At 59.2% G+C, this 14237-nt stretch carries 18 protein-coding genes; 8 read left to right on the forward strand and 10 right to left on the reverse strand.

Annotation, left to right across the window (positions count from 1 at the left end):
* Positions 1-9: 9 nt before the first annotated feature.
* On the reverse strand, positions 10-354 hold the full coding sequence (locus tag AC30D7_RS24145) for a YciI family protein (RefSeq protein WP_018926430.1): 345 nt from the start codon (positions 352-354) through the stop codon (positions 10-12).
* A gap of 98 nt (positions 355-452) precedes the next feature.
* Positions 453-878: a YybH family protein gene (locus tag AC30D7_RS24150; RefSeq protein WP_018926431.1), complete on the reverse strand. Its 426-nt coding sequence runs from the start codon at positions 876-878 to the stop codon at positions 453-455.
* 139 nt (positions 879-1017) lie between these two features.
* Between AC30D7_RS24150 and AC30D7_RS24155 the strand changes: the two genes are divergently transcribed.
* The gene (locus AC30D7_RS24155) at positions 1018-1503 is read left to right on the forward strand and encodes a GNAT family N-acetyltransferase (RefSeq protein ID WP_018926432.1); all 486 of its coding nucleotides are present in this window, start codon (positions 1018-1020) and stop codon (positions 1501-1503) included.
* Between the two features lie 19 nt (positions 1504-1522).
* Positions 1523-2128, forward strand: coding sequence for a pyridoxamine 5'-phosphate oxidase family protein (locus AC30D7_RS24160; protein ID WP_007934805.1), 606 nt, complete (start codon positions 1523-1525; stop codon positions 2126-2128).
* Between the two features lie 42 nt (positions 2129-2170).
* Here the strand turns inward: AC30D7_RS24160 and AC30D7_RS24165 are convergent, their stop codons facing one another.
* From AC30D7_RS24165 to AC30D7_RS24175, 3 genes are all read right to left on the reverse strand, one after another.
* Positions 2171-2659 (reverse strand): GNAT family N-acetyltransferase, encoded by a 489-nt coding sequence (locus AC30D7_RS24165; RefSeq protein ID WP_019581440.1) that lies wholly within the window; start codon positions 2657-2659, stop codon positions 2171-2173.
* A gap of 324 nt (positions 2660-2983) precedes the next feature.
* A complete protein-coding gene (locus tag AC30D7_RS24170) occupies positions 2984-3469 on the reverse strand; it encodes a GyrI-like domain-containing protein (RefSeq protein ID WP_490135767.1) in 486 nt (161 codons plus the stop codon).
* A gap of 59 nt (positions 3470-3528) precedes the next feature.
* Positions 3529-4191 carry a LysE family translocator gene (locus AC30D7_RS24175; RefSeq protein ID WP_064616407.1) on the reverse strand — a complete coding sequence of 221 codons (663 nt, stop codon included), beginning with the start codon at positions 4189-4191 and terminating at the stop codon, positions 3529-3531.
* Between the two features lie 138 nt (positions 4192-4329).
* Here AC30D7_RS24175 and alaC point away from each other — a divergent pair, with 138 nt between their 5' ends.
* On the forward strand, positions 4330-5538 hold the full coding sequence (alaC, locus tag AC30D7_RS24180) for an alanine transaminase (protein WP_007934798.1): 1209 nt from the start codon (positions 4330-4332) through the stop codon (positions 5536-5538).
* A 65-nt stretch (positions 5539-5603) separates the two neighbouring features.
* Here the strand turns inward: alaC and AC30D7_RS24185 are convergent, their stop codons facing one another.
* Positions 5604-6956, reverse strand: a complete 1353-nt coding sequence (locus tag AC30D7_RS24185) for a GntP family permease (RefSeq protein ID WP_019581444.1) — start codon at positions 6954-6956, stop codon at positions 5604-5606.
* Between the two features lie 81 nt (positions 6957-7037).
* A complete protein-coding gene (locus AC30D7_RS24190) occupies positions 7038-7571 on the reverse strand; it encodes a gluconokinase (protein ID WP_019581445.1) in 534 nt (177 codons plus the stop codon).
* Between the two features lie 215 nt (positions 7572-7786).
* Between AC30D7_RS24190 and gntR the strand changes: the two genes are divergently transcribed.
* Positions 7787-8818, forward strand: coding sequence for an HTH-type transcriptional regulator GntR (gene gntR, locus AC30D7_RS24195; RefSeq protein ID WP_019581446.1), 1032 nt, complete (start codon positions 7787-7789; stop codon positions 8816-8818).
* Positions 8819-8882: 64 nt separating this feature from the next.
* Positions 8883-9515, forward strand: coding sequence for a glutathione S-transferase family protein (locus tag AC30D7_RS24200; RefSeq protein ID WP_490135768.1), 633 nt, complete (start codon positions 8883-8885; stop codon positions 9513-9515).
* A gap of 72 nt (positions 9516-9587) precedes the next feature.
* On the opposite strand, the gene AC30D7_RS24205 is transcribed toward AC30D7_RS24200, so the two are convergent.
* Positions 9588-10526 (reverse strand): LysR family transcriptional regulator, encoded by a 939-nt coding sequence (locus tag AC30D7_RS24205; protein ID WP_490135769.1) that lies wholly within the window; start codon positions 10524-10526, stop codon positions 9588-9590.
* A gap of 99 nt (positions 10527-10625) precedes the next feature.
* On the opposite strand from AC30D7_RS24205, the gene gstA reads away from it, so the two are divergent.
* Complete coding sequence (gene gstA / locus AC30D7_RS24210; protein ID WP_490135770.1) at positions 10626-11228, forward strand: glutathione transferase GstA; 603 nt, start codon at positions 10626-10628, stop codon at positions 11226-11228.
* A 362-nt stretch (positions 11229-11590) separates the two neighbouring features.
* On the forward strand, positions 11591-12007 hold the full coding sequence (locus tag AC30D7_RS24215) for a GNAT family N-acetyltransferase (protein WP_490135771.1): 417 nt from the start codon (positions 11591-11593) through the stop codon (positions 12005-12007).
* Positions 12008-12130: 123 nt separating this feature from the next.
* On the opposite strand, the gene def is transcribed toward AC30D7_RS24215, so the two are convergent.
* Both def and AC30D7_RS24225 read right to left on the reverse strand, forming a co-directional pair.
* Complete coding sequence (gene def / locus AC30D7_RS24220; RefSeq protein ID WP_018926451.1) at positions 12131-12670, reverse strand: peptide deformylase; 540 nt, start codon at positions 12668-12670, stop codon at positions 12131-12133.
* Positions 12667-13611: a YihY/virulence factor BrkB family protein gene (locus AC30D7_RS24225; protein WP_018926452.1), complete on the reverse strand. Its 945-nt coding sequence runs from the start codon at positions 13609-13611 to the stop codon at positions 12667-12669. The genes def and AC30D7_RS24225 overlap by 4 nt, the downstream gene beginning before the upstream one ends.
* Before the next feature lie 217 nt (positions 13612-13828).
* Between AC30D7_RS24225 and AC30D7_RS24230 the strand changes: the two genes are divergently transcribed.
* On the forward strand, positions 13829-14206 hold the full coding sequence (locus AC30D7_RS24230) for a hypothetical protein (protein WP_018926454.1): 378 nt from the start codon (positions 13829-13831) through the stop codon (positions 14204-14206).
* Positions 14207-14237: the final 31 nt, after the last annotated feature.

The following is a 14237-nucleotide window of genomic DNA, read 5'->3' on the forward strand; positions in this document are numbered from 1 at the left end:
GATAGTTATTCAGACATTCAACTGGCGAACGGGCCGCACCTCGACGCAGCCGACCCGGGCCGCCGGAATGTTACCGGCGACCTGGAGGGCTTCATTGAGGTCTTTGGCATCGATCAGGTAGAAGCCGGCCAACTGCTCCTTGGTTTCAGCGAACGGGCCGTCGGTGATCGACATTTTGCCGTTGCGCATGCGCACGGTGGTCGCGGTCTGCACCGACTCCAGCGCTTCGGCGGCGATCATCCGGCCGCTGCCCTGGATCGACTCGGCATAGGCCATGCACTCGGCGTCGTTGGGGCTTTCGGGCATCGAGTGCAATTCGTGCTCGTTGCTGTAGACCAGGCATAAATACTTCATGGGACTCTCCATTTCAGGCGGCTTTGCCGTGACCGAACTGATCAACTATGGCTGTCGATTGGCGCTTTGGCGCTGCTTTCCGATAAACAGCCCGACCATCAGGGTTCCAGGTTGAACAGCGCCGCGCCGCTGGTCATGTCGAACGGGGCCGACCAGTGTTCGTGGACAATCTGCCAGAGCCCCGCTTCCTGCCGATAGCACGCGGTAACGCGCATCCAGCAAGCCTGGGTTTCACCCTTTTCATTGGTGCCGCCGCAATGCGCCAGCCAGTGAGCGAAAGCGATCTCCTGCGAGGGCACGACGTTGATTTCATGGAACTCGAAAATATGCGGGCCGGGGCACATCTCCATGCATTCCTGCCAATGCGCACGGTAGGCCGCCTTGCCCTTGAATTGCAGGGCTTTGACGGCATCGAAGGAGACGATGTCGTCGGCGTACAGGGCCATAACCTTTTCCACGTCCTTGGCGATGACCGCCTGACGGTAGTTCTCGATCAAGTTATGGATTTGTGTCTGAGCATTCATGAGGGTTCTCCACGTTTTTTGTTGAAGACACCTTTAGTCGTCTGGCGAAAAGCCAAATCGACAACCGAAATAAAAATAATCCATGGAGGCAAACTCGCTAGAATCCGAGGCTCATTTGTGTTGGAAAAAGGACACTCCAGTGACAGCCCGACTCGTGCCTTACGAAAGCCTGAACGCCTTGCAGCGCCGACAGGTCGAGGCCATCGAAATCCACGCCGAACAAATCAGATTCTCCGGCGACATCCACGGTGCATTGCACACCTTGCTGTCCAAACCGGGGCCCGGCGTCAAAGGCTTTGCCCTGCTGGCCGAAGAGGTTCCGGTGGCCTTCCTGCTGCTCAAGCGCCCGCCGGTGCTGCCGGCCTGGGCCGACGAACACAGCGCCACCCTGCACGCCCTGCAAGTCGATCACCGCGCCCAGGGCAAAGGTTACGGCAAGGCCTGCCTGCAAGCCCTGCCCGAGGTTGCACGCCAGGCCTGGCCGGAGATCAAGGGGCTGGAGTTGTCGGTGGATGCCGACAATGAATCGGCCATCGCGCTGTATGCCAAATACGGTTTTGTCGACAGCGGCGAAGCGTACAAAGGCCGGATCGGTTACGAACGACGGATGGGACTGGTTTTCTGATTCATGGAGGGATGAACGAATGTTGAACTCAATCGAAGCGCTGGAAGCGATCTACGGCCTGCCCCATGAGCGCGCGGTGCGCAAGCAGATCCCGTTTTTGAACGAGGACTATCAGGCGATGGTCCGCGCCTCGCCGCTGGTGATTATCAGCTCGGTCGGCCCCGACGGCATGGACGGCTCACCGCGCGGCGATACGCCGGGTTTTGTGCGGATCATTGATGAACGCACGCTGGCGATCCCGGATCGTCCCGGCAACAACCGCATCGACACACTGCGCAATGTCGTGCTCGATTCGCGGGTATCACTGCTGTTCATCATTCCGGGGATCGGCGAGACGTTGCGGGTCAACGGCACAGCGCAGATCAGCGCCGAGCCGGCATTGCTGGAGAGTTTCGCCGTCAATGGCAAACCGGCGCGCACGGTAATGCTGGTGACGGTGGAAGCGGCGTATTTCCATTGTTCGAAAGCGATTGTTCGTTCGGATTTGTGGAACCCCGAGCGCTACCTCGACCGCTCTGCCCTGCCGACGGCAGGGGCGTTTCACAAACGGCTGAACGATGGGCAGTTCGATGCCGAGACGTATGATCGGGAAGCACCGGCCAGGGTACGAGACAGCCTCTACTGATAACACCGTTGATGATCGTTCCCACGCTTTGGGAACGATCAATCAAAGGTCCAGAATCATCTCATGCCACGCCATCCCGCCATGGTCGGACGCCGAAGGCTTGATGTAGACAAACCCAAACCCGGCATACAGCGCAATGTGCCGCTCTTTGCACATCAAATGGATGCTGGCCTTGTTCAATGCGCGCATGCGCTGGATGAATTCACCCATCAAGCGTTTTGCCAGGCCTTGCCCCTGATAATCCGGATGCACCACCACCGACATGATCACCACATGCGGGCCGGCCGGGTCGTGGCCGATCAGTTCCTTGAACGCCTCGTCCGACATTTCCACCTCGAACGCCGCACCGGAATTGACGAAACCGGCCACAACGCCATCCACTTCGGCGACGATGAAGCCCTCGGGCCAAGTGGCGATGCGGGTGGCGATTTTCTCGCGGGTGGCGGCTTCGTCGCCTTCGTAGGCAACGGTTTCGATGGCGTAGCAGCGGTCCAGGTCAGCGGGAATGACGTGGCGGATGACGGTGTTCATGGCAGCTCGGAATCGGCGGGGGAAAGGCTGGGATCATAAATTAATAAGGTGTTCATATCGATCACGACGAGTGCCGTAAAGCCTTCGTATAGGCACTTTCATTGCGCCTCGCCCGGGGCTATTTGTGTTGCCTGTCTCTAGTCACCATGAGGGGAACACACCATGAGCAGCGTTCAAATCGGTCTTCTTATGCTGTTGGGCATCAGCACGTTCGGCTTCGTTTCTTTGGCGTTCGACCTGTTGCGGGCGCGACGGGTGGACAAGGGAAAATAGTGCCCGCAGGACATTCAGAGGCGGCCGGTTGAGCCGCCTCTGCAGGTGCGATCAGGACTTGATCGGCAGCCAGATTTCCAGCACGCCGGTATTGAGCTTCGGGTTGAAGTCTTCGCTGTAGCGTTCGAACTCCGGAGCGTCCGCAGCTTCATAACCGGACTTTGGCAACCAGGTTTTCCAGATGTACTGAAAGGTCTGGGGCAAGGTATCCAGCGAGCCCTTGTGCTCGAACACCGCGTAATACTGTGGCTGAATCTCGACCCAGCGGTATTTCTCGGGCAGGTCGTCGAGCTTGCTGATCTCGACACCGGCGATGTATTCGAAACCGCCCTTGCCGTCCGGGTTGCAGCAAACGCCGTAGGTCACTTCGCCCTTTTGCCCGGGAACATTGCCGATGTGGGGAACGAATTTATCCCAGAGCTTGGGAATCTTGCCGGCCGTCTCTTGGGTAAATCGTCCGCCAAGCCCCGCTATGAGCATGAAGTGCCCGTTTTCAAAGCGTGGTTCAGCTATTTTGACTTGTTTTTGTCTATCCATGACTCGACTCCTGAAGTGGGTTCGGCTGGGAGTATAGAGGCCAAACCCGATTCGCCCAGTCAGAGCCCCGGAAGCTGCCCGGCGGTGGGCGCACCGATAAACTCGTTGTAACCCGATAGAATCACGTACACCGCGAAATAACAGAAGATCGCGGCCGATGCCATGTAGGAATAACGCAGCAGTTTGTCTCCGAGCAGCTTGCCGCCATGGCTCGCCGCGAAGCACAGCGTGACGCACCAGAGAATTCCCGCACAGAGAAATCCACCGAGAAACAACGCCGAGCTGAGGGTGCCGCCGCCACCGGAACGGGCAATCAGGGTGCCGCCCACCGCGGCGAACCAGAGAATCGCACTGGGCGACGACATGGCGAGGAAAATCCCCCGCAAGAACTCTTTGCGATGGGAGTTGTGGCCAACGTCGGCGGTCTCGGCCAACACGGCACTGTGGTAGATCGCCGAATGAATCATCTTCGCCGCGAAGTACAGCAGCAACGCCGACCCGCCGATCCACAACACCCAACGCACGGTTTCGTATTGCAGCAATACGGTCATGCCGGCCAGTGCCAGCACTGCGTAAATCAGGTCGCCGACGCAAGTCCCCAGCCCCAGGGCAAAACCCTGGAAATAGCCGCGCTGCATCGCCAGCGTGATCATCGCGATATTGGCCACGCCGATGTCCAGGCACAGCGAAAGGCTGAGCAGGAAGCCACTGGTAAATTCCATCAACCCGTTTCCTTCGGAAAATTTGTTTACGTAGAGGCTGGACAGTTTGCCATACCTGCCCTTACATTCCGCCACAGGCCACCGCAGTGGCCAGCGTCGCTCGGACGGTTCCGGGCGCTTACGTTATTCGAGGCAACAATGGCCGAACAAGGTTCGCCGCGCCGCTTTGCGCGCATAGATCGACTCCCCCCTTACGTTTTCAACATCACTGCCGAGCTGAAGATGGCCGCCCGTCGTCGTGGCGAAGACATCATCGACTTGAGCATGGGCAACCCCGACGGGGCAACGCCGCCGCACATCGTGGAAAAACTGGTCACCGTCGCCCAGCGCGAAGACACCCACGGCTACTCCACGTCCAAAGGGATTCCGCGCCTGCGTCGGGCGATTTCCAATTGGTACAAGGATCGCTACCAGGTTGATATCGACCCGGAAAACGAAGCCATCGTCACCATCGGTTCCAAGGAAGGCCTGGCGCATTTGATGCTGGCCACCCTCGACCAGGGCGACACCGTGCTGGTGCCAAACCCGAGCTACCCGATTCACATCTACGGTGCGGTGATTGCCGGTGCCCAGGTGCGGTCGGTGCCGCTGATCCCTGGCGTGGATTTCTTCGCCGAGCTGGAACGGGCGATTCGCGGTTCGATCCCGAAACCGAAGATGATGATCCTGGGCTTTCCGTCCAACCCCACCGCCCAGTGCGTGGAGCTGGACTTCTTCGAGCGGGTGATCGCCCTCGCCAAACAGTACGACGTTCTGGTGGTGCACGACCTGGCCTACGCCGACATCGTCTACGACGGCTGGAAAGCCCCGTCGATCATGCAAGTGCCCGGCGCCAAGGACATCGCGGTGGAGTTTTTCACCCTGTCCAAGAGTTACAACATGGCGGGCTGGCGCATCGGCTTCATGGTCGGTAACCCGGAGCTGGTCAACGCTCTGGCACGGATCAAGAGCTACCACGACTACGGCACCTTCACCCCGCTGCAGGTCGCGGCCATCGCGGCGCTGGAAGGCGATCAGCAATGCGTGCGCGACATTGCCGAACAGTATCGCCAGCGTCGCAACGTGCTGGTCAAAGGCTTGCATGAATTGGGCTGGATGGTCGAGAACCCGAAGGCGTCGATGTATGTCTGGGCCAAGATTCCCGAGGCGTATGCACACCTGGGCTCGCTGGAATTCGCCAAGAAACTGCTGGCCGAGGCCAAGGTCTGCGTCTCGCCGGGTGTCGGGTTTGGTGAGTACGGGGACGATCATGTGCGCTTCGCGCTGATCGAAAACCAGGACCGGATTCGTCAGGCCGTACGCGGAATTCGCGGGATGTTCCGGGCGGATGGGTTGGTCACCAAATAACCCCCTGTAGGAGTCGCCCACAAAAAAACCGCATCGCTGCGGTTTTTTTGTGTTGGTCGATCGTGTCAGACGAACAACGACAGCAGCAGGATAAAGCCCAGGCCTACCACGGACAGGATGGTTTCCATCGCGGTCCAGGTCTTGAAGGTTTCCGCCACGGTCATGTTGAAGTACTGCTTCACCAGCCAGAAACCGGCGTCGTTGACGTGGGACAGGATCAACGAACCGGCACCGGTGGCCAGCACCAGCAGCTCACGGTTCACACCCGGAATCATCCCCACTACCGGCACCACGATGCCGGCGCCAGTGATGGTCGCCACGGTTGCCGAACCGGTCGCGATGCGAATCACCGCGGCTACCAGCCAGGCCAGCAGGATCGGCGAGATCTGAGCCGCCACCGCCATGTGACCGATCACATCACCCACACCGCTAGTCACCAGCATCTGCTTGAAGCCACCACCGGCACCGATGATCAGGATGATCGCGGCAGTCGGCGCAAGGCTCGAATCCAGCCATTTGAGCATCTGTTGCGAACCGATGCCCTGCTTGTAGCCGAAGGTGTACAGCGACAGCAGCAACGCCAGCAGCAGCGCCGAGATCGGGTGACCGATCAGGTCCATGAAAGTGCGGAAGAAGTTGCCGTCCGGCAGCGCCACATCGGCAAAGGTCTTGAGCAGCATCAGGAACACAGGCGACAGCACGGTGACCAAGGTAATGCCGAAGCTCGGCAGATCGCCTGCATCCTCATCGCGCACCAGTTGATCCACCAGCTCCTGGTTCGGATGACCGGGAATGTGCTTGGCAATGAACGTACCGAAGATCGGACCGGCGATGATGGCCGTTGGCAGCGCAACGATCAGGCCATAGAGAATGGTTTTACCGATGTCGGCACCGAACACGCCGATCGCCAGCAACGGCCCCGGGTGCGGAGGAACCAGACCGTGCACGGCGGACAGACCGGCCAGCAGCGGGATACCGATCTTGATGATCGACACACCGGTACGACGGGCGACGATGAACACCAGCGGGATCAGCAGCACGAAGCCGATTTCGAAGAACAGCGGGATGCCGACCAGGAAGGCCGCGAACATCATGGCCCACTGCACCTTATCCTTGCCGAAGGCCCGAATCAGGGTCTGGGCGATCTGATCCGCCCCGCCGGACTCGGCCATCATTTTGCCGAGCATGGTGCCCAGCGCCAGAATGATCCCGACGAAACCGAGAACGCCGCCGAAACCATCCTGGAACGCCTTGATGATGGTGCCGATCGGCATGCCGGAGGTCAGCCCGAGGAACGCGGCGGCGATGATCAATGCAATGAACGGGTGAAACTTGAACTTGGTGATCAGGACAATCAAGCCGATCACCGTGACCACTGCATCGAGCAGCAGAAACGACTCGTGGGACATGCCAAACATGGGGGGTGTCTCCTGTTTGTTGTTGTTATTAAAGCGATTAATCAGAAGCCGTCAGGACAGCGCTATCTTTTGCAGCAAAACTCAACTGGCGAGTTTCAAGCCGTGATCGAGCCACCAGCGGTGGGCCTGAGCGGCCAATTCGTCGACGCTGTAACTTGAAGCATCCAGAGCCAGGGTCAGGGGCTCACCAACGGGCGATTCAAGGGTGGCGAACTGGCTGTCGATCAGGGTCGACGGCATGAAGTGGCCCGGCCGATGGGAGACACGATCGGCGGCGACTTCAGGGGTCAACTCAAGGAACACAAAGCCCAGGCCCGGCAAGGCACTGCGCAAGCGTTCGCGGTAACTGTGTTTGAGGGCCGAACAGGTCAGCACCGGGCGCTCGCCACGGGCATCGACGCGGCGCAGTTCATCGCACAGGCTGTCGAGCCAGCCGGCACGGTCTTCGTCGTTCAGGGGGATACCCGCGCTCATCTTTTCGATATTGGCGGCAGGGTGGAAAGTGTCGCCTTCAATGGCGGTCGCGCCGCTGAGCTGGCACAGGGCCTGGCTGACGCACGTCTTGCCGCAACCGGCAACGCCCATGATGACCAGGGCGGTGATGGGATGATTCATGTAACACCTCAGCGCGCAGACAGCGCTACCTTTGCTACGTAAAACTCTAGTGCAAAAGCAGATGTTGCCGACGCCTTCTTGTCATTTTTGTGGGTTGCAGCATGTTCGTTCTCGATGCCGAAAAACGAGGATCAGGCAAACCCCGCTCACGCATTTGCAGCTGCATCGAGACAGCGCTACCTTAGTGCCTTGAATTTTGTTTGGCAAGCCGTCCGATGAATACCCCTAAAAACGATAAAAATACACGAACCACTGGCCGTCCTACCCTCAACGAAGTCGCGCGCCTGGCCGGTGTCAGCCCGATTACCGCCTCCCGCGCCCTGCGTGGCGTCAGCACGGTGGCCACCGAACTGGTGGAAAAAGTCCAGAAAGCTGCCCTCGAGTTGAACTATGTGGTCAACCCCGCCGCACGCGCGCTGGCCTCGGCCCAGAGCCATTCCGTCGTGGTGTTGGTACCGTCATTATCCAACCTGCTGTTCATCGACACGCTGGAAGCCATTCATCAGGTTTTGCGACCAAAGGGCTTCGAAGTGCTGATCGGTAACTTCCATTACTCGCGCGATGAAGAAGAAAACCTGCTGCGCAACTACATGGCTTATCAGCCGCGCGGCTTGCTGCTGACCGGTTTCGACCGCACCGAAAGTTCGCGGCGGATGATCGAGGCCAGCAACATTCCCTGCGTCTACATGATGGAACTGGACAGTGCGGCGGGACTCAATTGCGTCGGCTTTTCGCAACTGGCCGCCGGCGAAACGGCGGCCGAGCATTTGCTTTCCCGTGGTCGCAAACGCCTGGCTTACATCGGAGCGCAACTGGATCAGCGCACGTTGCTGCGGGGCGAAGGTTTCCGCCGGGCGCTGCAAAAAGCCGGTTTGTATGATCCGGCCCTGGAAGTGCTGACCCCACGCCCCTCCTCCGTCGGCCTCGGTGGCGAACTGTTCCTGCAACTGCTGGCTGCGCATCCGGACCTCGATGCGATCTTCTTCGGCAACGATGACCTGGCCCAAGGCGCACTGCTCGAAGCCCTGCGCTGCGGCATCAAAATCCCCGAACAAGTGGCGATCCTCGGCTTCAACGACCTGCCCATGTCCGAACACATGGTGCCGCGCCTGAGTAGCATCAATACGCCTCGAGAGGCCATTGGCCGTCGTTCGGCCGAGTTGATGCTGACCTTGATGGCCGGCAATTCGGTGGCCAAACCGGTGCAGGACATGGGGTTTGAATTGAAGGTGCGCGAGAGCACCTGATACGCAATCATCCCTTTGCTCGTGCTAGATTCCCGGCACCTGTAACAGCAAACGGAGAAGCTCAATGGGACATGCGCTGAAGATTTTGGGTCGGGCCTCGTCAATCAACGTCAGAAAGGTCCTGTGGGCCTGCGATGAACTGGGCGTTTCCTACGAACGGGAAGACTGGGGCAGCGGTTTTGCCTCGACCCAGAGTCCGGAATTTCTCCAGCTCAACCCTAACGCACAGGTGCCGGTGCTCATCGACGAAGCCGGCGTGCTGTGGGAGTCCAACACCATCTGCCGCTATCTGGCCGGCAAATACCAAAACACCGATCTGTTGCCCATCGAGCCGGCGGCGCGCGCTCGCGTGGAACAGTGGATGGATTGGCAAGCCACCGAACTCAATCCGTCCTGGGGCTACGCCTTTTTTGCGCTGGTGCGGCAATTGCCGAACTTCCAGGACTCGCAGCGGATCGACGATGGCGTTCGCGGCTGGAACGCGAAAATGGGCATCCTTGAACAACAACTCGCGTCGACCGGTGCGTATGTCGCCGGACCTCGGTTCACCCTGGCCGATATCCTCATCGGCTTGTCGGTCAACCGCTGGCGGATGACCCCGATGGAGCGCCCGGACTATCCCGCCGTCGACGCGTATTGCCAACGACTGGCGCAGCGGCCTGGGTTCATGGCACACGCTTGTAATGGCGTGCCTTGATTTCACCTCCCCACGCAAATTCATGTAGGAGCGAGCGGTGCGGCGATCCGACTTGCCCGCGAAGACGATGTGTCAGTCGACATCATCGTTACCTGATACACCGTCTTCGCGGGCAAGCCTCGCTCCTACAGGCGATAACGGACGATCTGCGAGCATCCCCAACAGCGCCTGTAATGCTGCCGAAGGTGCTTTATCAGGCGCAACCACCAAGGCAAACTCCCGATCGATACGCGGCGTCACCGGCACTATCCGCAGGCCTTGGCGATGAGTCGGCAGGGTCATTTCCGGCACCAGGGTCACGCCGATGTTTTCCCGCACCAGGGTGAACGCACTGCTCCACTCACGCACCTCGGCGCGCACATCCAGCAGTTGCAACCCGGCATCAGCCGCCAGGCTGCGGGCATTGGTCGAGCACCCGCCCGTGGCCAGCACAAAGGGTTGCCGGGCCAGTTCCGCCAGTGAGACGCCCTCTTCATTCGAGCGACGCGCCAAGGGATGACCACCGGGCAGAACCGCCACCCAGGCGTCACGCCCCAAACGACCGGCATTGCGCGCGGGTGCCGGGTTCAACGCCACACCGACATCCACCAGCCCATCCCTGAGCAATGTTTCCACTTCATCGTCGCTGACCTCCAGCGCCACCACTTGAATGCCGGGATACAGCCGATTGAACTGGCGCAACAGCGGCGGCAGGAGCGTCGTCAGCACCATCGGAAAACTGGCCAGACGAATCGTCCCGCGCTGGATGCCTTTAGCGGCGTCCACGGTGCTGCGAATGTTTTCCAGGGCACCGAGCATGGTTCGTGCCTGTTCGATCACAGGCAAGCCGATGGCGGTCGGCAGGGTCTGGCGGTTTTCCCGGCTGAACAGCTGAACGCCCAGGGTTTCTTCAATCAAGGCCAGTGCCTGGCTGGCACCGGACTGAGTCATGCCGACCCGCTCAGCGGCGCGGGTAATGTTGCCGGTATCGGCCACCGCCACCACCATTCGCCAATGCATCAGGTTCATCATGGCAGTAGCTTTCCTTATGGCAATTTTCTGAAAGATTAATTTTACCGAGGGTGCCGCGCACTATGACACTGGCGCAAATCCGCAACCAGAGCCCTGCCCATGAAGTTGTATTACATCCCGCAAGCCTGCTCATTGGCGCCGCACATTGTGCTGCGCGAACTGGAGCTGCCGTTCGAGTTGGTCCGCGTCGACAACAGCAGCAAGAAAACCGTCACCGGCGATGACTTCCTCGCCATCAACCCCAAAGGCTACGTCGCGGCATTGCAGCTGGATAACGGCGATGTGCTGACCGAAGGCCCGGCGATCCTGCAGTACTTGGCGGATCTGCACCCGGAGGCCAACCTGGCACCGGCGAGCGACACGTTCGAGCGGGTGCGGTTGCAGGAATGGCTGAACTTCGTTTCGACCGAGATTCATGGCGGGCTGGGTTGGCTGTTCAATCCGCAGTTTGCGGACGAGGTGAAGGCGCTCATCAAAGAGAAACTGTTCAAGCGCTTTGCCGTGTTGAGCCGGACGCTGGAGCGGCAGGATTACTTGATGGCCGGCGGGTTCAGCATTGCCGATGCGTATTTGTTTACGGTGTTGCGTTGGGCTCGGCTGTTTGCGATTGATCTGGATGATTGGCCGGCGTTGGCGCGGTTTCAGGCGCGGGTTGATCAGCGGCCAAGCGTGAGAGCGGCGTTGGCGGCGGAGTTGGCGTAAGGCGTTGAATCGCTTCGCGGGCAAGCCTTTGCTCAGAACGGGAACCAATCCCCCTGTGCAACGGCGCCGGGATTTCTTGCAGATTGTTTGGTTATTTCGATAGACGCAAAAAACAGGAGCCCGAGGACTCGGGCTCCATGGACGCGGGATCAGTGGCCGAACACATTCACCTTCTTGGCTTTCTTGTCCGCGCGTTTTTCAATTGCGGTTTTCGCCGGCTTTTTCTTCGCGGCTTTCTTTGATTCCATACCTTTGGACATGATGCGTACTCCACTAACAGGGGATGTGAGATCAGGTATACACCTATCCCGGCGCGCGTGTTCTTTTATAATCTGTGCCCTGCCCACCGACTGTCCGAGCCCATGCCCAACACCCAGTACACCTTGCTCGACGAGCCATTTTGGCCGTTGATGAACAAGTTTTACCGTGCCCACCAATCGTCGATGAAAGCGGTGCGAGACGCTCAATTGTGGGTCGCAAGACGTGAAGAGATCATCGCGGCGCTGTGTTTGCGGCCGGTGGCCGGCGGGCATTGGCTGACCGGGCTGTTTGTCGACCCGAGCTGTCGCGAACAAGGAATCGCCGCGACGTTGATCGCCCACGCCGTCAAGCACCTTGAAGAGCCGGTCTGGTTGTTCTGCCATCCGGATTTGCGCGGCTTTTATGAGCGTCGCGGCTTTACCTTCGATCCGCCCCTGCCCTACGCCCTGGCCGAACGGTTGAGCCGTTATGCGCGCAGCAAACCGATGATTGCCATGGGCCTGGAACCGACACGTTAAATATCCATGACTATCAAATGCGGGATCGGGCTTGCTCGCGAAGAGGCCGGCACATCCGACACCCCTACCACCTGACACTCCGCTTTCGCGAGCAAGCCCGCTCCCACATTGGTTTTGCGGCGGTCAGTCGTCGGCTGCGGGGTCGAGGTCCGGGAACATCACTTCGGTAAACCCGAACTTGCTGAAGTCGGTGATGCGCGAGGGGTATAACCGGCCAATCAGGTGATCGCATTCATGCTGCACCACCCGAGCATGAAATCCCGAGGCAATGCGCACGATCGGCTCGCCCTTGGGATCAAAGCCTTCATAGCGAATCTGCTGATAGCGATCCACCGCCCCGCGCAGGCCCGGCACCGACAGGCAGCCTTCGAAACCCTCTTCGAGGGTCGGGCTCAAGGGCGTGATCAGCGGATTGATCAGAATCGTCTGCGGCACCGCTTCGGCGTCCGGATAGCGCTCGCTGTGCTCGAAACCGAAGATCACCAGTTGCAGGTCGACACCGATCTGCGGCGCGGCCAGGCCGACCCCGCCGACGCTTTCCATGGTCTGGAACATGTCATCGATCAGTTGCCACAATTCGGGGCTGTCGAACATCTCTGCCGGCACCGGCGGAGCAATGCGCAGCAGGCGTTCATCGCCCATTTTCAGAATTTCACGGATCATTTTATGACTTCGTCAGTGGTCGGCTGGATTGAGTGATCTCGTCCCAGTCCTGAGACATGCTGTTTGGGTTCTTCGTGCACCTTTTCACCGGGTTTCTTGCCTTCGGATGACATGTGCTCGATCACCGCGTTCATTTCCGCACCGAGCAACAGCACCGCGGCGGAAATATAGAAGTACAGCAACAACACGATGATCGCGCCGATACTGCCATACATGGCGTTGTAGTTGGCGAAGGTTTTGACGTACAGACCGAAGCCCAGCGAAGCGACGATCCAGACCACCACGGACAACACCGCACCCGGGGTGATGAAGCGAAACTCTTGTTTGACGTCGGGCATGACGTAGTAGATCAGCGCCACCGCCATCATCAACAGAATCACGATCACCGGCCAGCGCGCGATGGTCCAGACGGTCACGATGAAATCTTCGAGGCCCACTTGCGAAGCGATCCAGGCCATCACCTGCGGCCCAAGCACCATCAGCGCAGCGGCGGCCAGCAACATGCCGGCGATGCCGATGGTGTAGAAAATCGACAGCGGAAAACGCTTCCACACCGGACGACCTTCAACCACGTCGTATGCGGCGTTCATCGCACTCATCATCAGCCGCACACCAGCGGACGCGGTCCACAGGGCGATCACAATACCTACCGAGAGCAAACCGCCCTTGGATTGCTGGAGCTGGTCGATCACCGGGTTCACCTGCTCCAGCGCCTGGGGCGGCAGCACCAGTTCCGACTGCAGGCGCAGCCAGGAGAAGAAGTCCGGCAAGTGCAGGAAGCCGATCAGGGCAATCAGGAACAGGATGAAAGGAAACAGCGAGAACAGCATCTGATAGGCGAGCGCCGAGGCATAGGTCGACATCTCGTCGGCGACGAACTCGGTGACCGTGCGCATCATCACGCGATGCAGGGGCAGACCTTTCATGGTCGGGAAAAACATTAGCGTCTCGCCGCAAAAAGGTTGAAGTCATGGCGACTCAGGGGCCGTTTTCTACAACAAAGTAGCCTACTTGGCGACTTTGAAACAATTTCGTAGTTCGACCGTTGCGACATTTCATCGTTCTACGCAGATCAAGCTTTATGTTTGCAGGCTTTGCCCCGAGAATGCGCAACGTATTCAGGCCATGGCGCTGAAGATCCAATCCCGTAGGAACGTTATGAAACTCGATAAAAAGCAGGCCATTGCCCGCAGAAACCAGGAACTTGGCGGTGCCGTGCTTGGCGTCAACAACTGCCATTTCACCGAATTGAACCGTAACCGCAACATTTTCTGGTTCGATATTCCGGTCGCGCGCCTGGCCATTGGTCAGTACGAATGGATTCACTTGCTGATGCACACCCCGGACACCGACGAACTGCTGCACCTGAAGGTGCCGACGGTGTTCCTGCGCGAGAAACTCGAAGGCCTGGTGGTGCGCAACCAGGGTAAACGCAAGGCGGCATTGAGCCTGGAACTGAGCGCCGACAAGGACTCGTACCTGCAGGACATGCGCCCGGCGGGCACCAACGTCAATTTCGCGCAGTTCCGCCAGTAATCCTCTCAAGCCATCAAAGAGTCCCCTGTGG

It is taken from the genome of Pseudomonas sp. DF5, from assembly GCF_058148225.1.